The organism is Escherichia sp. WS2035, from assembly GCF_046487065.1.
Taxonomy (GTDB): Bacteria; Pseudomonadota; Gammaproteobacteria; order Enterobacterales; family Enterobacteriaceae; genus Escherichia; species Escherichia coli.
Genome location: NZ_JBJQKD010000001.1, coordinates 832,569 through 852,123 on the forward strand (window position 1 = coordinate 832,569; position 19,555 = coordinate 852,123).

The window sequence follows — 19,555 nt, forward strand, 5'->3', positions numbered from 1 at the left end:
GTTCATATTTGCTCATTAAGATCGCTTCACTAAACCATAATTTTACAGGGGCTATTATGCGGAAACTCTGGAACGCGCTACGCCGACCCAGTGCTCGTTGGTCGGTACTGGCGCTGGTCGCTACTGGGATTGTGATTGGCATTGCGCTGATTGTATTGCCACACGTTGGGATCAAAGTCACCAGCACAACCGAATTTTGTGTCAGTTGCCACAGTATGCAACCGGTGTATGAAGAATATAAACAGTCGGTGCATTTCCAGAACGCCTCCGGCGTGCGAGCTGAATGCCATGACTGTCATATCCCGCCGGATATTCCAGGCATGGTGAAGCGCAAACTGGAAGCGAGCAACGACATTTACCAGACCTTTATTGCCCACTCCATTGATACACCTGAGAAATTTGAAGCCAAACGCGCGGAACTTGCCGAGCGTGAATGGGCGCGAATGAAAGAAAACAACTCGGCAACCTGCCGCTCCTGCCATAACTACGATGCGATGGATCATGCGAAGCAGCATCCTGAAGCGGCGCGTCAGATGAAGGTGGCAGCGAAAGATAATCAATCCTGCATCGACTGTCATAAAGGTATTGCCCACCAGTTACCGGATATGAGTAGTGGCTTCCGTAAGCAGTTCGATGAGCTGCGCGCCAGTGCTAATGATAGTGGTGACACGCTGTACTCCATTGATATTAAGCCGATTTATGCGGCGAAAGGCGATAAAGAAGCGTCTGGTTCTCTGCTGCCTGCTTCGGAAGTGAAAGTCCTTAAACGTGACGGCGACTGGCTGCAAATTGAAATCACTGGCTGGACGGAAAGTGCAGGACGTCAGCGTGTACTCACCCAATTCCCAGGTAAACGCATCTTTGTTGCCTCGATTCGTGGTGATGTGCAGCAGCAGGTGAAAACACTGGAGAAAACCACCGTTGCCGACACCAATACCGAGTGGAGCAAGTTGCAGGCCACTGCGTGGATGAAGAAAGGCGACATGGTGAACGATATCAAACCGATCTGGGCTTATGCGGATTCGCTGTACAACGGCACCTGTAACCAGTGCCACGGCGCACCGGAAATATCCCACTTTGACGCTAACGGTTGGATCGGCACGCTCAACGGCATGATTGGCTTTACCAGCCTCGATAAACGTGAAGAACGCACTTTGTTGAAATATCTGCAAATGAATGCGTCTGACACCGCAGGTAAAGCTCACGGCGATAAGAAGGAAGAAAAATAATGAACAATAACGATCTCTTTCAGGCATCACGTCGGCGTTTTCTGGCACAACTCGGCGGCTTAACCGTCGCCGGGATGCTAGGGCCGTCATTGTTAACGCCGCGCCGTGCGACTGCGGCGCAAGCGGCGACTGAGGCTGTCATCTCGAAAGAGGGCATTCTTACCGGGTCGCACTGGGGGGCTATCCGCGCGACGGTGAAGGATGGTCGCTTTGTGGCAGCAAAACCGTTCGAACTGGATAAATATCCGTCGAAAATGATCGCCGGATTGCCGGATCATGTACACAACGCGGCGCGTATTCGTTACCCGATGGTACGCGTGGACTGGCTGCGTAAGCGCCATCTGAGCGACACCTCCCAGCGCGGTGATAACCGTTTTGTGCGCGTGAGCTGGGATGAAGCCCTCGACATGTTCTATGAAGAACTGGAACGCGTACAGAAAACTCACGGGCCGAGTGCCTTGCTGACCGCCAGTGGTTGGCAATCGACGGGGATGTTCCATAACGCTTCGGGGATGCTGGCGAAAGCTATTGCCTTGCATGGTAATAGCGTTAGTACGGGCGGAGATTACTCTACCGGTGCTGCGCAGGTGATCCTGCCGCGCGTGGTTGGCTCAATGGAAGTGTATGAACAGCAAACCTCCTGGCCGCTGGTATTGCAGAACAGCAAAACCATTGTGCTGTGGGGCTCCGATTTGCTGAAAAACCAGCAAGCGAACTGGTGGTGCCCGGATCACGATGTTTATGAATATTACGAGCAGCTAAAAGCGAAAGTCGCCGCCGGTGAAATTGAGGTCATCAGCATCGATCCGGTTGTCACATCCACCCATGAGTATCTGGGGCGCGAGCATGTGAAGCACATTGCGGTTAACCCGCAAACTGACGTGCCGCTGCAACTGGCGCTGGCGCATACGCTGTACAGTGAAAACCTGTACGACAAAAACTTCCTCGCTAACTACTGTGTAGGTTTTGAGCAGTTCCTGCCGTATCTGCTGGGTGAGAAAGACGGTCAGCCGAAAGATGCCGCATGGGCTGAAAAACTGACCGGCATTGATGCCGAAACCATTCGTGGGCTGGCACGGCAGATGGCGGCGAACAGAACGCAGATTATTGCTGGCTGGTGCGTACAGCGTATGCAGCACGGTGAACAGTGGGCGTGGATGATTGTCGTTCTGGCGGCGATGCTGGGGCAAATTGGCCTGCCAGGTGGTGGTTTTGGTTTTGGCTGGCACTATAACGGCGCAGGCACGCCGGGGCGTAAAGGCGTTATTTTGAGTGGTTTCTCCGGCTCTACGTCGATTCCGCCTGTTCACGACAACAGTGACTACAAAGGCTACAGCAGCACCATTCCGATTGCCCGTTTTATCGATGCGATCCTCGAACCGGGGAAAGTGATCAACTGGAACGGTAAATCGGTAAAACTGCCGCCGCTGAAAATGTGTATTTTTGCCGGAACTAACCCGTTCCATCGCCATCAGCAGATCAACCGCATTATTGAAGGCTGGCGCAAGCTGGAAACGGTTATCGCCATAGATAACCAGTGGACCTCAACCTGCCGCTTTGCCGATATCGTGCTGCCTGCGACCACGCAGTTTGAGCGTAACGATCTCGACCAGTACGGCAACCACTCCAATCGTGGCATCATCGCCATGAAACAGGTCGTGCCGCCGCAGTTCGAGGCGCGCAACGACTTCGATATTTTCCGCGAGCTGTGCCGTCGCTTTAATCGCGAAGAAGCCTTTACCGAAGGGCTGGACGAAATGGGCTGGCTGAAACGCATCTGGCAGGAAGGTGTACAACAGGGCAAAGGACGCGGCGTTCATCTGCCAGCGTTTGATGACTTCTGGAATAACAAAGAGTATGTCGAGTTTGACCATCCGCAGATGTTTGTTCGCCACCAGGCATTCCGCGAAGATCCGGATCTCGAACCGCTGGGCACGCCGAGTGGCCTGATTGAGATCTACTCGAAAACCATCGCTGATATGAACTACGACGATTGTCAGGGGCATCCGATGTGGTTTGAGAAAATCGAACGCTCCCACGGTGGGCCTGGCTCGCAGAAGTATCCGTTGCATCTGCAATCTGTGCATCCGGATTTCCGACTTCACTCGCAGTTATGTGAGTCGGAAACTCTGCGTCAGCAATATACCGTAGCGGGTAAAGAGCCAGTATTTATTAGCCCGCAGGATGCCAGCGCGCGCGGTATTCGTCACGGTGATGTGGTACGCGTCTTTAACGTTCGTGGTCAGGTGTTGGCTGGAGCAGTGGTTTCTGACCGTTATGCACCCGGCGTGGCGCGAATTCACGAAGGGGCATGGTACGATCCGGACAAAGGCGGCGAGCCAGGGGCGCTGTGCAAATACGGTAACCCCAACGTCTTGACCATCGACATCGGTACTTCGCAGCTGGCGCAGGCGACCAGTGCGCACACTACGCTGGTGGAAATTGAGAAGTACAACGGAACAGTGGAGCAGGTGACGGCGTTTAACGGCCCCGTGGAGATGGTGGCGCAGTGCGAGTATGTTCCCGCGTCGCAGGTGAAATCATGACCACGCTGACAGCACAACAGATTGCCTGTGTTTACGCCTGGCTGGCGCAGTTGTTCTCCCGTGAACTGGACGATGAACAACTGACGCAAATCGCCAGTGCGCAGATGGCTGAATGGTTTTCGTTGCTGAAAAGCGAACCGCCGCTCACTGCGGCGGTGAATGGGCTGGAAAACAGTATTGCCACTCTGACAGTACGTGACGATGCCCGTCTGGAACTGGCCGCTGACTTTTGCGGCCTGTTTCTGATGACCGACAAACAAGCGGCGCTGCCGTATGCATCGGCCTACAAACAGGACGAGCAAGAGATTAAACGCTTGTTAGTTGAGGCGGGGATGGAAACCAGCGGCAATTTCAACGAACCGGCAGATCATCTGGCGATCTATCTCGATTTGTTGAGTCATCTGCATTTTTCGCTGGGAGAGGGGACCGTTCCTGCGCGAAGAATCGACGGTTTGCGACAAAAAACACTGACGGCTCTGCGGGAATGGTTACCAGAGTTTGCTGCGCGTTGTCGACAGTATGACAGCTTTGGTTTTTACGCGGCACTAAGCCAGTTATTGCTGGTGTTAGTGGAGTGTGACTACCAAAAAAGATAATGCCGTTTGTAGGCCTGATAAGACGCGGCAGGCGTCGCATCAGGCATTAGTGCGCAGTTGCCGGATGCGGCGAGAACGCCTTATCCGGCCTACGGGAACAGTGCTTTTTGTGGGACTGATAAGATGCGTTAAGCGTCGCATCAGGCATTATGGCGCAGTTGCCGGATGCGGCATGAACGCCTTATCCGGCCTACGGGAACAGTGCTCTTTGTAGGCCTGATAAGACGCGTTAAGCGTCGCATCAGGCAACAAACTCACGGGTGAGCCACAAACCGGGAAAGCCGCTGGCGCAGCAGGCGGTTTTCCTGCTTCAGGTGCGCAATATCATCCATTAACGTCAGCGCCACCGCGATCCCCGGCCAGTCCAGAGCCAGTTCATGACGCAGGCGTACCGCGCGTTGCACCACAATGGCGGCATGGTCGTCAAATACCCAGGTTGTCTCCTGGATCTCACTCGGTTCAACCACCCCCAAACCGACAATTTCATTCAACTCCTCTTCAGAGATGCCGGTATGCAGGCAAAATTCGGTAATAGTAAAAGTCACCGTAACATTAGCCATTATGCTTTCCCCCAATCTTTACGTGGATCAAAAGACGACTGGGCGTCTGCCAGTTGCTGCCACAGCGCGGCAGTGTTTTCATCCGGTTTCGGCGGCATCACGATTTTCAGTACCGCATACAGATCGCCGGTCTGTTTTTTGCTCACCAGACCTTTGCCTTTAACGCGCAATCGTTGCCCGGCCTGGCTGCCAGGCGGGATAGTCAGCAAAATGCTTTCTTTCAGTGTTGGAACGGTGACTTTAGTACCCAGCGCCGCTTCCCACGGGCTAACCGGCACCACTATTTCCAGATCCTGGCCGACAATATCAAACAGCGGATGTGGCGCAATGTGAATCACCAGCCACAGGTCGCCATTTGGACCGCCGTTTTCGCCCGGCGTCCCCTGGCCTTTCAGGCGGATGCGTTGACCATTGCCGACGCCCGCCGGGATCTTCACATTCAGCGTTTTCGGGATTTCCTGTTCGATCATGCCAAAGGCGTTATAAACCGGCAGGTTATAGCTGATGGTACGCTTATGCTCAGTAAGCGTTTCTTCGAGGAAAACCGCCACTTCGATTTCAATATCGTGGCCGCGTGTGGCGGGGCGTTGACGGCTCTGGCGGGCATGCTGACCGAAAATTGACGAGAAGATATCGTCAAAATCTTCGGCGTTAAAACTCTGACCGTCGCCATGATGGAACTGACGGTTAAATTGCGGATCGTTGCGATGTTGCCACATCTGATCATACTCAGCGCGACGTTGTTCATCACTTAACACTTCCCAGGCTTCGGCGACCTCTTTGAAGCGGGCTTCGGCATCCGGTTCTTTGCTGACATCAGGATGGTATTTGCGGGCCAGTCGACGATAGGCGGTCTTGATTGTCTTGAGATCGTCCGTCGGTTTCACGCCCATGATGGCGTAATAATCCTTTAATTCCATAGCGTTATCTCGCGTAAATCAACACAAATTGAAGGAACCCCTGTAAGGTAACTCCTATAAGTGTAGGGTAATCCTCAAAATTTCATATGCCAACACAGAATATGTTATTGAAATCATCGCGGAGGGGAGGTTGCCTCAAGGTGGGAGGAACATATTTTATTTACCTCACTCCTGAACTTTTGGCTCATGCTTACAAGTTAAACAATAAGGAAAGGAATGCACAACTCGACTATTTAAATCGTTATGCAATTTAATGATAAAGACATGTGCTAAAAACCATTGCTATTAGTCTCACATTCTTTTTTTATTGGTAATGGTAACGCCGCTGATTTTCTTTATAGCTACTGATGTAATCATTAGCGGCGTAAACGAGGCCGGGGCTAATCAGGCATAGTTTGCGTCAAAACTTGCCTGTTTTTAAAGGGGAATATAGAAAAACAGGCGTTCAACGAGCCATTTTGCGAACCTGTTCCCGGAAAAATGACATATTTCTGTCACACTCTTTAATTATTGATAACAAAAGAGGTGTGAGGAATGAACAAAACGCTAATCGCCGCAACTGTGGCAGGGATAGTTTTACTCGCTTCAAATGCTCAGGCACAAACCGTACCGGAAGGCTATCAGCTACAGCAAGTCCTTATGATGAGCCGTCATAACTTACGTGCGCCGCTGGCGAACAATGGCAGTGTGCTGGAGCAGTCGACGCCGAATAAATGGCCTGAATGGGACGTCCCCGGTGGGCAGCTCACCACTAAAGGGGGCGTGCTCGAAGTGTATATGGGCCATTATATGCGTGAATGGCTGGCAGAACAGGGGATGGTGAAATCAGGGGAATGCCCGCCACCGGACACCGTTTATGCCTATGCCAATAGTCTGCAACGCACCGTTGCGACCGCACAGTTCTTCATTACCGGCGCATTCCCGGGGTGTGATATTCCTGTTCATCACCAGGAAAAAATGGGCACTATGGACCCCACCTTTAACCCAGTGATCACCGATGATTCCGCCGCATTCAGTGAACAGGCGGTGGCGGCAATGGAGAAAGAGCTCAGCAAACTCCAGCTTACCGACAGCTACAAGCTACTGGAACAAATCGTTAACTATAAAGATTCTCCTGCGTGTAAAGAGAAGCAACAATGTTCGCTTGTAGATGGCAAAAATACCTTTAGCGCGAAGTATCAACAAGAACCGGGCGTTTCCGGGCCGCTGAAAGTCGGCAACTCGCTGGTAGATGCGTTTACTTTGCAATACTACGAAGGTTTTCCGATGGATCAGGTGGCCTGGGGAGAAATCAAATCTGACCAGCAGTGGAAGGTGTTGTCGAAGCTGAAAAACGGTTACCAGGACAGCCTGTTTACCTCACCGGAAGTGGCGCGCAATGTTGCGAAACCGCTGGTCAGTTATATCGACAAAGCCCTGGTCACTGAACGCACCAGTGCACCGAAAATCACGGTATTAGTTGGGCACGACTCCAACATTGCCTCTCTGTTAACGGCGCTGGATTTCAAACCGTATCAGTTGCATGACCAGAACGAACGCACGCCGATTGGCGGCAAAATCGTTTTCCAGCGTTGGCATGACAGCAAAGCCAATCGCGATTTGATGAAAATTGAATATGTGTACCAGAGTGCGGAACAGTTACGTAATGCCGATGCGTTAACCCTGCAGGCACCTGCGCAGCGCGTGACGCTGGAATTAAGCGGTTGCCCGATAGATGCCAACGGTTTTTGCCCAATGGATAAGTTTGATCGCGTATTGAATGAAGCGGTGAAATAACAGAAAACTCCCCCGCGTGAAGCGGGGGAGTCGCTGGTTAAACGTTTTTACGTTCGATGGTCTGTTCGCCCCAAAAAAGCGAATCTTTATCGGTCTTAGCAAAGGCTTTGACTAACACTTCATCGCTACCTTCTTCCCAAATCTTTTCCGCCATTTTTTCGTCGTACCCGGCGACTTCGAAAATGGCCTCGGCTATTTCCGGCGACGTATTGCGCAGAGATGCCCATTCACCGACGTGATGAGCTTTCGCTTCTTGAGTTGGCATGCGTATCCTCCTGTTGAAGATTAGCCGTTAAGTTTAACTGCCAGACCTGCGACATATTCCCCTTGATAACGAGCAATAGACAGTTCTTCCTGGCTGGGCTGGCGTGAACCGTCACCGCCTGCGATGGTGGTTGCGCCGTACGGCGTACCGCCGCGAACCTGTGAAACGTCAAATAATTCCTGCGCTGCGTAGCCAATGGGGACAATCACCATGCCGTGATGCGCAAGGGTCGTCCAGGTGGATGTGATGGTTTGTTCCTGACCGCCGCCAGTACCGGTGGAACTAAAGACGCTCGCCAGTTTTCCGTATAGTGCGCCGGAAGCCCACAGGCCGCCCGTCTGGTCGAGGAAGGTACGCATTTGACCGGACATGTTACCAAAGCGGGTAGGTGTACCAAAAATAATGGCGTCGTAATCGGCCAGTTCTTGCGGGGTTGCAACCGGTGCAGTTTGCGTTTTACCGCCTGCTTTTTCAAATAATTGCGGCGGCATGGTTTCCGGTACACGCTTAACGACAACTTCTGCGCCATCCACTTTGCTTGCACCCTCAGCAACTGCGCGAGCCATCGTTTCAATATGTCCGTACATGGAATAATAAAGCACCAGAACTTTAGCCATTTCTAACCACTCCTCGTGTTATCTCTATTCCGTAGCGATTCGCTACCACTTATTTAAAGATAAGACGTCCTTTTCAGAGTGCAAATTTCACAACCACTTATTTGATTTATAACAACTTTCACAAGCACGTAATTTTGTCGCAAAATGACACATTTTTATCTCATCGCGTTTTTTTAATCATAAGAGCGGCTTATGGATAATTATTGGAGATGATATCTATTCTCGCTAAGAAGCTGTTGCAGGATATTACCAAACGCGGATCTGCCCGCGTCAGTTCACTAAGCTTAGTTCCACGTAGCGAAAATATGGCAGCCGCCATACGCCGCGTTAATTCTATGCAATATGATGTCTATACCCAGACGGAGGTCAGTAATGGCAAACCATCGAGGCGGTTCCGGCAATTTTGCAGAAGACCGCGAAAGAGCATCAGAAGCAGGTAAAAAAGGTGGACAGCACAGCGGAGGTAATTTCAAAAATGACCCGCAGCGCGCATCTGAAGCAGGTAAAAAAGGTGGCAAGAGCAGTCACGGTAAAAGCGACAACTAGCCGGGCTAATCAATGACGCATGCATTTTTGTCTGTAGCTCGTCAAAACGCCATCACCGCCGGTAGCCCCGGCGGTTTTCTGTTTATGGCTTCTGATGAACAACTTCTGGCGGTGGAACGTCAACCAACCTTCTGCTTAACAACGCATTGAGTAAAATCGCGCCAAAGGTGGCTGTACCGATCCCTCCCAACGTAAAACCGCCCAGTGTGAGAGCAAAATCACCCGCACCCAGCACTAAGGTTACTGCGACCATAATCAAATTACCGTTCTGGCTTAAATCCACACTGTTTTGTACCCAGATCCGTGCGCCTGCGACGGCAATCAGCCCGAACACAACAATTGATGCACCACCAATCACCGCAGCCGGAATAGTATGGATCAGCGCGCCAAATTTCGGCGAAAAGCCCAACAGCATGGCGATGACGGCAGCGGCAACAAACACCAGCGTCGAGTAGACTTTTGTCACGGCCATCACACCGATATTCTCGGCGTAGGTGGTTATGCCGCTACCGCCGACAGAGCCAGAAAGCATCGTCGCCAGCCCATCGCCTACGAATGCCCGCCCCATATACGGGTCCATATTGCGTCCGGTCATCCCGGCGACCGCCTTGAGATGACCTAAGTTTTCCGCCACCAGAATCACCGCCACGGGCGCAATCAGCATCATTGCCTGACCATTAAAAGCAGGAGTGGAAAAATGTGGCAGACCGAACCAGGCAGCATGGCTGACGAGAGTAAAATCGACGGCTTTTCCCAGCCCTAAAACGTTGGTCATCACGCCATACAGCAGACAGGCGACAATTAATCCTACGAGAATCAATAATCGCTGGATCATGCCACGGGTAAATACGGCCACCAGCCCAATACACAGCACCGTCATTACCGCCATCCAGCTATCAAAGGCCGAAGCCGATACATTTTTCACTGCGATAGGCGCTAAGTTCAGGCCAATCGCCATCACTACCGCACCCGTCACAACCGGCGGCATTAGTCGTTCAATCCAGCGCGTACCGATTTTCATCACCACCAGGCCAATGACGGTATAAACCAGCCCACAGGCGATAATCCCGCCCAGCGCGATGCTGATGTTCGGATTAATTCCCTGACCATTAAAGCCCGTCGCGGCAATCACCACGCCGACAAAAGCCGCGCTGGAACCGAGATAACTGGGCACGCGCCCGCCGGTAATAAAGAAAAACAGTAACGTGCCGATCCCCGACATTAAAATGGAAAGATTGGGATCCAGCCCCATCAGAATCGGCATTAACACCGTCGCGCCAAACATCGCCACCGCGTGTTGAACGCCCATTACTGCCGTTTGAGCAAACGGCAATCGTTCGTCCGGCGCGACCACGCCGCTCTCTGTAGAGGTCGATTTTAACTGCCAGTGAGGAAAACCGAACATTGCCATCAGCTGTCTCCTTAAGGAGGTTAACAAGCAGGGCGCATCAGCGCGTGATAACTGCGATCGAACCACACCAGCCCGTAGGGTGTGGCGTGACGATGAATCGCTTCGATGGCGCAAAACAAAATGTCGTGGGTGCCGACGCTCACCACCTGGCTGATACGGCAGTCAAACGAAACCAGTGCCTTTTCCAGTTGCGGGCATCCGGTCACACCAGTCTGCCAGCGGGCGGCGGCAAAGCGGTGTTCCATGGGCGTTTTGCCGCCAAAAAGGTTTGAAAGCGGCTCCTGCCCGGCGCTAAGTGTATTTACACACAGCGTTCGATTTTCATTGAATACCGGCCAGACGGACGCCCCACGATTCAGGCACACCAGTAATGTGGGCGGCGTGTCGGTCACGCTGCAGACGGCGCTGGCGGTGAACCCGGCGCGCCCGGCTGGACCGTCCGTAGTGATGATATTGACCGCCGCGCCCATACAGGACATCGCATCGCGAAAGGTTTGTTGATCGACAATGTTCATTGTTTGCTCCTTACAACAGCCCGCAGGCTTCTTCAAAGGACAGACGTGGCAGGCGCGCAAAAAGTTTGCTGGAATCGCCATAGCCGATATTAATCAGCAGATCGCTCTTCAGCGTGCTGCCCGCAAAAAAGGCGTCGTCAACGTATTGACGGTCAAAGCCCGACATCGGGCCGGTATCCAGCCCCAGCGCACGGCAGGCGACGATCAGATAGGCCGCCTGCATGGAACTGTTGCGAAACGCTGTTTCTTCGGCAAGTTGTGGACTGGAGGTAAACCAACTGCGGGCATCGCCGTGAGGAAACAGCTGTGGTAACCGTTCATAAAATTCACTGTCCCAGGCGACGATAGCGGTGACGGGCGCGGTCAGGGTTTTTTGCAGATTGCCGCTGGAAAGCGCCGGGCGCAGACGTTCTTTTCCTTCTGCAGTGCGGATAAACACGATCCGGGCCGGAGAACAGTTAGCTGATGTCGGCCCCCATTTCATCAGGGCATAAATCTCCCGTAACGTCTCATCGCTGACGGGGGGCTCCCGCCAGCCGTTGTGAGTGCGGGCATCGGTGAACAGGGTGCTAAGCGCACCTGGGCTAACGGCTTCGTTCATAGCAATTCCTTACAGAGCGGCTTCACGGTGATGTAACAGGCTGGCAAGCCCGTTGAGTAACAGAGCATTAAACGTTTCGGGATCGGTCACGTTGCAGGCGTGTCCGCCATAGCGCATCACCATTTTCTGGCTATCGGGCAGGGCGGCATGAAGTTCACTGGAACATGCTGTTGGCACCAGCAGATCGTCACTGGCGCAGATGATTTGCACCGGGCAGCGGATACGATCCGCATGGTGACTAAAGTCAGCGCGTTTGAGGGCGTTAAGTCGACGCAGTAAATTATTTTTGCCCTGAAAATGCGCCAGTGCCAGCGCATCTTCTGCCTCAAGGCGAGGTGCGCGGGCCGCCATCCAGTCGGCGGGATAGAGGAACAACGGCTGCGCTTCCACCCATGCCTGCGCGCCGCCGCTATGTAGTAACTGTTCGCGAACCTGAAAACAGCGGCGCGTATGGGTGTTTATTCGTAGCCAGCCGTTAACGCTGACCAGCACAGTTACCGACGCGGGATAATCCAGCGCCAGCTGCATTCCCACCAGCGCACCGAGCGCATGGCCGACCACCGCGTAACGCTCAATCCCTGCGGCTACCAGCGCCTGATGCAGTTCCGCTGCCATCTGGGCGATACTGTAATCTTCTGCCAGCGTGTCGGGATTATTGCCGGTGCCGCGCTGGTCGTAACAGACTACCTGATACTCCTGATCCAGCACCGCCAGTTGCGGTAACCAGTAACTGCCGCTACCGCCAAGACCCGAAATCAACACCACTACGGGCGCATCAGCATAAGGGGGAGGTGAGAGTGAAAGTTTCATCGCGGCCTCACTTGGCGATATGCGCAATTGTGGCGATTTCCACCAGCGCGTCAGGTTTTACCAGTCCGCACTGAATGCAGAATCGCGCCGGTTTGTCACCCGGGAAAAACTCGGCGTAGATTTCGTTAATCGCGGCGTAATTTTTCCAGTCGGTAATAAAGATGCTGTTGAAAGTCACATCCGCCATCGTGCCACCCGCCGTCTCGATGACCTTGCGGATGGTTTCCAGAACGTGGCGGGTTTGCGCCTTTGGGTCATCGGCAAACAGCACGTTGTTATGTTGATCAAAAGCCAGCGTACCGGAGACATACACCACGCCATCAGCCAGCGTGCCGGGAACGAAGGGGGCCAGCGGTGCGCTGCTGCCAGCAGGAATAATTACGGATTTTGGCATCGTTAAACTCCTTAAGCGATACGAGCAAAGGACGTGGAAGAAAGCGCGTCGCAGAACGTTTCGACGTCGCTGACCCAGCCAAAAAAGGTTTCGATATTGAACAACGCAGCTTTCTGTGCAAATTCCGGCCCCGCCTGGTGTGTTGCGTCTTCCAGCACCACGCCGAAATACTCCAGAAAAAAGCCGTCGCGTAGCGTCGATTCGACGCAGACGTTGGTAGCGATACCGGTGAAAACCAGATGGCGTATTCCACGGCTGCGCAAAATGCTGTCCAGCGGCGTATTGAAGAAACCGCTGTAGCGCGGCTTCGGCAGCACAATATCGCCAGGCTGCGGCACCAGTTCATCCACCAGTTGATAATCCCAGGAGCCTTTCGCCAGCAATTTCCCCTGCAGCTGCGGCTGCTTACGCATGGTTTTCAGGGCGTTCGATTTATGAAAATTCGGTGAGCCGGGGCCGCCAGCCTCGACATACTGTTCATCCCAGCCATTTTGAAACCAGATGATCAGCATCCCTGCCGCTCGCGCTGCGGTCACGGCGGTTTGAATGTTGGCAATGACCGGGCGAGTGGTTGAGACATCAAACCCGGCGAGATCTAAGTAGCCGCCTGGCGTGGCATAAGCGTTTTGCATATCCACCACGATCAGCGCACTTTGCTGCGGATCGAAGGTAATGGCTTCCGGTCGAGCGGTTAAGGTCGTCATCATGCCACCTCCTGAGTCAGCGCAGGGAGATGGGCGCGGCACTGCATCAGTGGTTGAATGCGCTCGCCGAAGGTTTCGATTCCCGACAGAAAATCATCGAAGGTCAACAGCACGCCTTCGGCACCAGGCACGTTTGCGACTTCATCTAACATGCGCGCGACACTGGCGTAAGAACCGACTAACGTCCCCATATTGATGTTTACCGCCGAAGTGGGATCGGCCATCTGACGGACGTTGGTGTCAGTACCTGAGCGGGTATCTTTCTGACTTTGTTCGGTTAGCCAGCTTAACGCCTCTTCATCCGCGCCCGCTTTGTAGTGTTCCCATTTTGCACGAGCGGCATCGTCGGTTTCGTCGGCAATCACCATAAACAACACATAAGAGCCAACGTCGCGTCCGGTTTGCTCTGCGGCCTGTTTCATCCGCGCAGCGGTCGGGGCGAAAGCCGTGGGTGTATTTACGCCTTTGCCGAAACAGAAGTTAAAATCGGCATACCGGGCGGAGAACGCCATGCCAGCGTCGCTTTGCCCGGCGCAGATCACTTTCATGGGGACACTCGGTTGCGGACTGACGCGACAATCATCCATAGTGAAAAAATCGCCTTTAAAATCGCTTTTCCCCGAGCCCCACAGGTCGCGCAGCACCTGAACATATTCGGTGAGATAGTCGTAACGACGGGAGAAATAGTCATCGCCAGGCCAGATCCCCATCTGCTCATACTCGGGCTTCTGCCAGCCAGTCACGAGGTTGACGCCAAAACGCCCGCCAGAGATGGAGTCGATGGTTGCGGCCATACGGGCGACGATTGCCGGAGGTAACGTTAAGGTGGCAGCTGTCGCGTATATCTGAATGCGCGAGGTCACGGCTGCCAGCCCCGCCATCAAGGTGAACGACTCAAGGTTGTGATCCCAGAACTCAGTTTTGCCGCCAAAGCCACGCAGTTTGATCATCGACAGGGCGAAATCGAAATGGTAGTGCTCCGCTTTTTGCACAATGGCTTTATTCAGTTCAAATGTCGGCATGTACTGCGGCGCGTGGGTCGAAATGAGCCAGCCGTTGTTGCCAATAGGTACGAATACGCCAATTTTCATCATCAACCTCTCTTCGTCTCGTAAAGTGAAAGTCAGACGGGGCGCTGCATCCTGCATATCCTTTTCAGCCGCGTAATGGCTTGTTTGCAAAGCGGATGCCAGTTTTTAAAAAGTGAATGTTATTAATGTGTTAATGTTAAGTTGTCTAAAATGCCTGAAAAAAAGTGGACTAAACGGTCAAAACAGTTGCACATAAAACATGCATTCGTGCGCGATGAGAGTGCAGAAGGTCGAGGCCGGGCGGGGGTTTTGCTATCCTGTTGCCAATCTACAAGAGGGGAGAGCGCATGACGCAAGGCGCAGTGAAAACAACGGGTAAACGTTCGCGCGCAGTGAGCGCGAAGAAAAAAGCGATTCTTAGCGCAGCACTGGACACTTTTTCACAATTCGGTTTTCACGGCACAAGGCTGGAGCAGATCGCGGAGTTGGCGGGTGTTTCAAAAACCAATCTGCTGTATTACTTTCCGTCAAAAGAGGCGCTGTATATAGCCGTACTGCGGCAGATTCTCGATATCTGGCTGGCACCGTTAAAAGCGTTTCGAGAAGATTTCGCCCCGCTGGCGGCGATCAAAGAGTACATCCGTCTGAAGCTGGAAGTTTCCCGCGATTATCCGCAGGCTTCGCGCCTGTTCTGTATGGAGATGCTGGCAGGTGCACCGCTGTTAATGGATGAACTGACGGGCGATTTGAAGGCATTAATTGATGAGAAATCGGCGCTGATTGCCGGTTGGGTTAAAAGCGGCAAACTCGCGCCGATTGATCCGCAGCATTTGATTTTTATGATTTGGGCTTCCACTCAACATTACGCCGATTTTGCCCCTCAGGTGGAGGCGGTGACAGGCGCGACGTTGCGCGATGAGGTATTTTTCAATCAAACGGTTGAAAACGTGCAGCGGATTATTATTGAGGGGATTCGACCACGCTAATGGTGCCGGAGGAAGGTGTAACATCCTCCGGCTACCTGTTTAACCGATCGTCATTAAACTGGCGTTACCGCCAGCGGCAGCGGTATTCACACTCAGCGAACGCTCGATATACAGCCGTTCCAGAAGGATATTGCTTTCGCCACGGGCAAAACCCTGCACCGAAACAATTGCACCATCCCGCGCGGCAACGGCTTCACACAATGCGCGAAGCTGATCCGAATCACCGTGGAAGATCACCGCATCAAATGGTTGAGCGGTTATATTTTCCGCTTTCGCCAGTTGAATACGTTCGCTGACTGCCGATGGCAATGCCTTCACTAACTGACGATGCAGCGCATTATCCGGCCACAGCACCTGGCTACCCACCGCCAGCACGGCGGCGAGCTGAGTCAGCGCATCCTGTTCATCATCCGCAATACACAACACGCGCTCACGCGGCAGCAGCGTCCAGGTGTTGCGTTCACCCGTCGGCCCTGGCAACAATCGTTGTGTTCCTGCCTGCGCCAACTCGCCATATTGCGTACATAACGCCTGCAATTCTGGACGGTTTGCCGCCCATTCCCGCAGTGCATTTAGCGGCTGAGTCAATGCGGCTTTCAACTGCGCATCGACCGGATACTCCGCATCCTGACGCGCGAGCGTCACCGCCAGCGCACTTTCCGGGCGATTCGCCAGCAGACGGTAGAGATAGAGCGGACCGCCTGCTTTCGGCCCGGTGCCGGACAATCCTTCGCCGCCGAACGGTTGCACCCCAACCACTGCGCCCACCATATTACGGTTAACGTACAGATTACCGACATGCGCCGAGCCAGTGACCTGGGCGATGGTTTCATCAATGCGCGTATGGACGCCAAGCGTCAGACCATAACCGGAAGCGTTAATCTGCTCGATCAGCTCTGGGAGCTGGTTACGGTTGTAACGCACCACATGCAACACCGGACCAAAGACCTCTTTTTGTAATTCGGCAAAGTCATCCAGTTCGATCAGCGTCGGAGCGACAAAGGTGCCGCTTTGCCATTCACGGGCATCTTCGCTGTTTTCCCGCACCGCCTGGAACACCTGACGGCCTTTACTACGCATGGTCTGAATATGACGCTCGATATTGGCTTTCGCTTCGCTATCAATCACCGGACCGATATCGGTGGTCAGGCGACCCGGATTACCCATCCGGCATTCGGCCATTGCGCCGCGCAGCATTTTCAGCGTGTGGTCGGCAATCTCATCTTGCAGGCACAGCACGCGCAGTGCCGAACAACGCTGACCTGCACTGTCGAACGCCGAGGCCAGCACATCTATTACGACTTGTTCGGTCAGTGCTGAAGAATCGACAATCATCGCGTTCATGCCGCCGGTTTCAGCGATGAGCGGAATAGGGCGACCCTGAGCGTCCAGGCGGCTGGCGATATTGCGCTGCAGTAACGTAGCGACTTCGGTTGAACCGGTAAACATCACCCCGCGCACGCGATCATCACCCGTCAGTTGCGCGCCCACGGTTTCACCCCGACCTGGCAGCAATTGCACCACGCCTGGCGGTACACCCGCTTCCAGCAAAATGGCGATCCCTTGCGCGGCAATCAGCGGCGTTTGTTCTGCCGGTTTTGCCAGCACGCTGTTACCTGCCGCCAGTGCGGCAGCGATCTGTCCGGTGAAAATAGCCAGCGGGAAGTTCCACGGACTGATACATACCACAGGCCCTAATGGACGGTGGGTTTCGTTAGCGAAATCATCCCGCACCTGTCCGGCATAGTAGTGGAGAAAATCGACCGCTTCGCGCACTTCGGCAATGGCGTTACTGAAGGTTTTTCCGGCTTCACGCACCAGAATACCAATCAGTTGCTGCATCTGGCTTTCCATTAGCACGGCAGCGCGATGCAAAATTGCCGCGCGTTCAGCCGGAGGAGTGGCAAACCAGATTGGCGCGTTATTAACCGCACTTTCCAGCGCCTGTTCTACTTCACGCGGCGTGGCTTCACGCACATAGCCCACAATATCTTTCGGTTCCGCAGGGTTAATAACGGGCGACATCTCACCTGCCGCTACCGGTTGTTCCAGCATTGGCAAGGACTGCCATTTTTGCAGTGCACTATTGAGCAGGGCTGAAGAGAGCGAGGCCAGACGGTGTTCGTTAGCGAGATCCAGCCCTGCCGAGTTGTCGCGCCCGTGACCGTAAAGATCGCGCGGCAGGGGAATTTTCGGATGCGGTAATCCAGTTTGCCCTTCCTGTTGCGCCAGTTTTTCTACAGCAGTGACTGGATCGGCGACCAGTTCATCCAGTGGCAAAGAGGTGTCGGCAATACGGTTAACAAACGAGGTGTTAGCACCGTTTTCCAGCAGGCGGCGCACCAGATATGCCAGCAGCGTTTCATGTGTACCGACCGGAGCATAAATACGACACGGACGGTTAAGTTTGCCGTCGGCAACTTTCCCGGTGACCTGCTCATACAGTGGCTCGCCCATACCATGCAGGCACTGGAACTCGTACTGACCCGGGTAGTAGTTTTGACCCGCCAGTTGATAAATTGCCGCCAGCGTATGGGCGTTGTGCGTCGCGAACTGCGGGTAGATTAGATTTGGCAGCGCCAGCAGTTTTTTCGCACAGGCAAGATAAGAAACGTCGGTATACACCTTGCGGGTATAAACCGGATAACCTTCAAGGCCGTCCATCTGTGCACGCTTGATTTCACTATCCCAGTACGCGCCTTTCACCAGGCGAATCATCAGACGGCGACGGCTGCGGGTGGCGAGATCAATCAGGTAATCGATCACCAACGGGCAGCGTTTTTGATAAGCCTGAATAACAAAACCGATGCCGTTCCAGCCTGCCAGTTCAGGCTCGAAACAGAGTTTTTCCAGCAGATCGAGGGAGATCTCCAGGCGATCGGCCTCTTCGGCATCGATGTTAATACCAATATCGTACTGACGCGCCAGCAGGGTGAGTGATTTCAGACGCGGGTAAAGCTCTTCCATTACCCGGTCATACTGGGCGCGGCTATAACGCGGATGTAGCGCCGACAGCTTGATTGAAATGCCCGGACCTTCATAGATGCCACGACCGTTAGACGCTTTACCAATGGCGTGAATCGCCTGCTGATAGGAAACCATATACGCCTGTGCGTCTGCGGCAGTCAGTGCGGCTTCGCCCAGCATATCGTAAGAGTAACGGAAACCTTTCTCTTCCAGTTTGCGGGCATTGGCTAACGCTTCCGCGATGGTTTCGCCCGTGACGAACTGCTCGCCCATCAGGCGCATCGCCATATCCACACCTTTGCGGATCAGCGGTTCACCGCTCTTACCGATAATGCGGTTCAGCGAGCGGGAGAGGCTGGCTTCGTTATGGGTGGAAACCAGTTTGCCGGTAAACAGCAGCCCCCAGGTAGCGGCATTAACAAACAGGGACGGGCTACGACCAATGTGTGACTGCCAGTTACCGTTACTGATTTTGTCGCGAATTAACGCGTCACGGGTGGCTTTGTCGGGAATACGCAACAACGCTTCCGCCAGACACATCAGCGCCACGCCTTCCTGCGATGACAACGAAAACTCCTGCAATAACCCCTGAACCATACCTGCGCGACCACTGGCGTTTTTTTGATTACGCAGTTTATCGGCCAGTTGATACGCCAGTTTGTGCGCCTGTTCAGCAACTGGCTGCGGCAGGCGAGCTTGTTCCAGCAGCATAGAAACCGCTTCGGTTTCCGGGCGGCGATAGGCCGCGGTGATCGCGGCGCGGGAAACCGACTGGGGCAATATTTGTTCGGCAAAGTCGAGGAAAGGCTGGTGTGGTTCCTCTGCCGGAGTCGGTGCTTCATCGCTCTCATTGGCCGCGCCAGAAAGCAGCGCAGGTAGCTCCGGGAGAGTATCGCTGTTTTCCAGTTGTTCAAGATAAGAAAAAATCGCCTGTTTAATTAACCAGTGTGGTGTGCGATCGATACGTGTCGCAGCAGACTTAATACGCTCACGCGTCGCGTCGTCCAGCTTAACCCCCATGGTGGTGGTTCCCATGCCATTACTCCTGTTGTTCTGAAAGGTGCAACTTAACGTTATCGTG

Annotated in this window: 18 protein-coding genes and 1 pseudogene; 7 read left to right on the forward strand and 12 right to left on the reverse strand. The window is 53.7% G+C overall.

The annotated features are described in order from the left end of the window. Nucleotides 1-56: 56 nt before the first annotated feature. Genes torC through torD form a run of 3 tightly spaced genes read left to right on the forward strand, consistent with a single transcriptional unit; the run spans nt 57 to nt 4,371 of the window. On the forward strand, nt 57-1,229 hold the full coding sequence (torC, locus tag ACJHX4_RS04055; protein ID WP_001230247.1) for a pentaheme c-type cytochrome TorC: 1,173 nt from the start codon (nt 57-59) through the stop codon (nt 1,227-1,229). Next, the gene (torA, locus tag ACJHX4_RS04060; protein ID WP_001063148.1) at nt 1,229-3,775 is read left to right on the forward strand and encodes a trimethylamine-N-oxide reductase TorA; all 2,547 of its coding nucleotides are present in this window, start codon (nt 1,229-1,231) and stop codon (nt 3,773-3,775) included. The genes torC and torA overlap by 1 nt, the downstream gene beginning before the upstream one ends. Continuing rightward, nucleotides 3,772-4,371 (forward strand): molecular chaperone TorD, encoded by a 600-nt coding sequence (torD, locus tag ACJHX4_RS04065; RefSeq protein WP_000209903.1) that lies wholly within the window; start codon nt 3,772-3,774, stop codon nt 4,369-4,371. Before torA ends, torD begins: the two co-directional genes overlap by 4 nt. 254 nt (nt 4,372-4,625) lie before the next feature. On the opposite strand, the gene cbpM is transcribed toward torD, so the two are convergent. Further along, on the reverse strand, nt 4,626-4,931 hold the full coding sequence (cbpM, locus tag ACJHX4_RS04070; protein WP_000024569.1) for a chaperone modulator CbpM: 306 nt from the start codon (nt 4,929-4,931) through the stop codon (nt 4,626-4,628). Continuing rightward, complete coding sequence (cbpA, locus tag ACJHX4_RS04075) at nt 4,931-5,851, reverse strand: curved DNA-binding protein (protein ID WP_000420625.1); 921 nt, start codon at nt 5,849-5,851, stop codon at nt 4,931-4,933. The genes cbpM and cbpA overlap by 1 nt, the downstream gene beginning before the upstream one ends. A 152-nt stretch (nt 5,852-6,003) precedes the next feature. On the opposite strand from cbpA, the pseudogene ACJHX4_RS04080 reads away from it, so the two are divergent. Together ACJHX4_RS04080 and agp are read left to right on the forward strand one after the other, a co-directional pair. Next, nucleotides 6,004-6,105, forward strand: a pseudogene (locus ACJHX4_RS04080) (hypothetical protein); the annotation flags it as partial. A gap of 280 nt (nt 6,106-6,385) precedes the next feature. Then, entirely contained in the window at nt 6,386-7,627 is a 1,242-nt protein-coding gene (agp, locus tag ACJHX4_RS04085; protein ID WP_001044302.1) for a bifunctional glucose-1-phosphatase/inositol phosphatase, read from the forward strand. Between the two features lie 37 nt (nt 7,628-7,664). Here the strand turns inward: agp and ACJHX4_RS04090 are convergent, their stop codons facing one another. Continuing rightward, the gene (locus ACJHX4_RS04090; RefSeq protein ID WP_001143120.1) at nt 7,665-7,892 is read right to left on the reverse strand and encodes a YccJ family protein; all 228 of its coding nucleotides are present in this window, start codon (nt 7,890-7,892) and stop codon (nt 7,665-7,667) included. Nucleotides 7,893-7,912: 20 nt separating this feature from the next. Beyond that, the gene (gene wrbA, locus ACJHX4_RS04095; protein ID WP_001151437.1) at nt 7,913-8,509 is read right to left on the reverse strand and encodes an NAD(P)H:quinone oxidoreductase; all 597 of its coding nucleotides are present in this window, start codon (nt 8,507-8,509) and stop codon (nt 7,913-7,915) included. 372 nt (nt 8,510-8,881) lie between these two features. Between wrbA and ACJHX4_RS04100 the strand changes: the two genes are divergently transcribed. Beyond that, nucleotides 8,882-9,055, forward strand: a complete 174-nt coding sequence (locus ACJHX4_RS04100; RefSeq protein ID WP_001273658.1) for a general stress protein — start codon at nt 8,882-8,884, stop codon at nt 9,053-9,055. 82 nt (nt 9,056-9,137) lie between these two features. Here the strand turns inward: ACJHX4_RS04100 and rutG are convergent, their stop codons facing one another. Genes rutG through rutA form a run of 7 tightly spaced genes read right to left on the reverse strand, consistent with a single transcriptional unit; the run spans nt 9,138 to nt 14,581 of the window. After that, nucleotides 9,138-10,466 (reverse strand): pyrimidine utilization transport protein G, encoded by a 1,329-nt coding sequence (rutG, locus tag ACJHX4_RS04105; RefSeq protein WP_001295943.1) that lies wholly within the window; start codon nt 10,464-10,466, stop codon nt 9,138-9,140. 20 nt (nt 10,467-10,486) lie between these two features. Further along, entirely contained in the window at nt 10,487-10,981 is a 495-nt protein-coding gene (gene rutF, locus ACJHX4_RS04110) for an NADH-dependent FMN reductase RutF (protein ID WP_001028098.1), read from the reverse strand. A 10-nt stretch (nt 10,982-10,991) separates the two neighbouring features. After that, the gene (locus ACJHX4_RS04115) at nt 10,992-11,582 is read right to left on the reverse strand and encodes a malonic semialdehyde reductase (RefSeq protein WP_001001161.1); all 591 of its coding nucleotides are present in this window, start codon (nt 11,580-11,582) and stop codon (nt 10,992-10,994) included. 9 nt (nt 11,583-11,591) lie between these two features. After that, nucleotides 11,592-12,392, reverse strand: a complete 801-nt coding sequence (gene rutD, locus ACJHX4_RS04120) for a pyrimidine utilization protein D (RefSeq protein ID WP_001295944.1) — start codon at nt 12,390-12,392, stop codon at nt 11,592-11,594. A gap of 7 nt (nt 12,393-12,399) precedes the next feature. Next, entirely contained in the window at nt 12,400-12,786 is a 387-nt protein-coding gene (gene rutC, locus ACJHX4_RS04125; RefSeq protein ID WP_001126780.1) for a 3-aminoacrylate deaminase, read from the reverse strand. Nucleotides 12,787-12,797: 11 nt separating this feature from the next. After that, complete coding sequence (rutB, locus tag ACJHX4_RS04130) at nt 12,798-13,490, reverse strand: peroxyureidoacrylate/ureidoacrylate amidohydrolase RutB (protein ID WP_012896765.1); 693 nt, start codon at nt 13,488-13,490, stop codon at nt 12,798-12,800. Beyond that, the gene (gene rutA, locus ACJHX4_RS04135; protein WP_001295946.1) at nt 13,490-14,581 is read right to left on the reverse strand and encodes a pyrimidine utilization protein A; all 1,092 of its coding nucleotides are present in this window, start codon (nt 14,579-14,581) and stop codon (nt 13,490-13,492) included. The genes rutB and rutA overlap by 1 nt, the downstream gene beginning before the upstream one ends. Nucleotides 14,582-14,868: 287 nt before the next feature. On the opposite strand from rutA, the gene rutR reads away from it, so the two are divergent. After that, nucleotides 14,869-15,507: an HTH-type transcriptional regulator RutR gene (gene rutR, locus ACJHX4_RS04140; protein WP_000191701.1), complete on the forward strand. Its 639-nt coding sequence runs from the start codon at nt 14,869-14,871 to the stop codon at nt 15,505-15,507. A gap of 39 nt (nt 15,508-15,546) precedes the next feature. Here rutR and putA read toward each other — a convergent pair whose 3' ends face one another. Further along, complete coding sequence (gene putA / locus ACJHX4_RS04145; RefSeq protein ID WP_410239907.1) at nt 15,547-19,509, reverse strand: trifunctional transcriptional regulator/proline dehydrogenase/L-glutamate gamma-semialdehyde dehydrogenase; 3,963 nt, start codon at nt 19,507-19,509, stop codon at nt 15,547-15,549. Nucleotides 19,510-19,555: the final 46 nt, after the last annotated feature.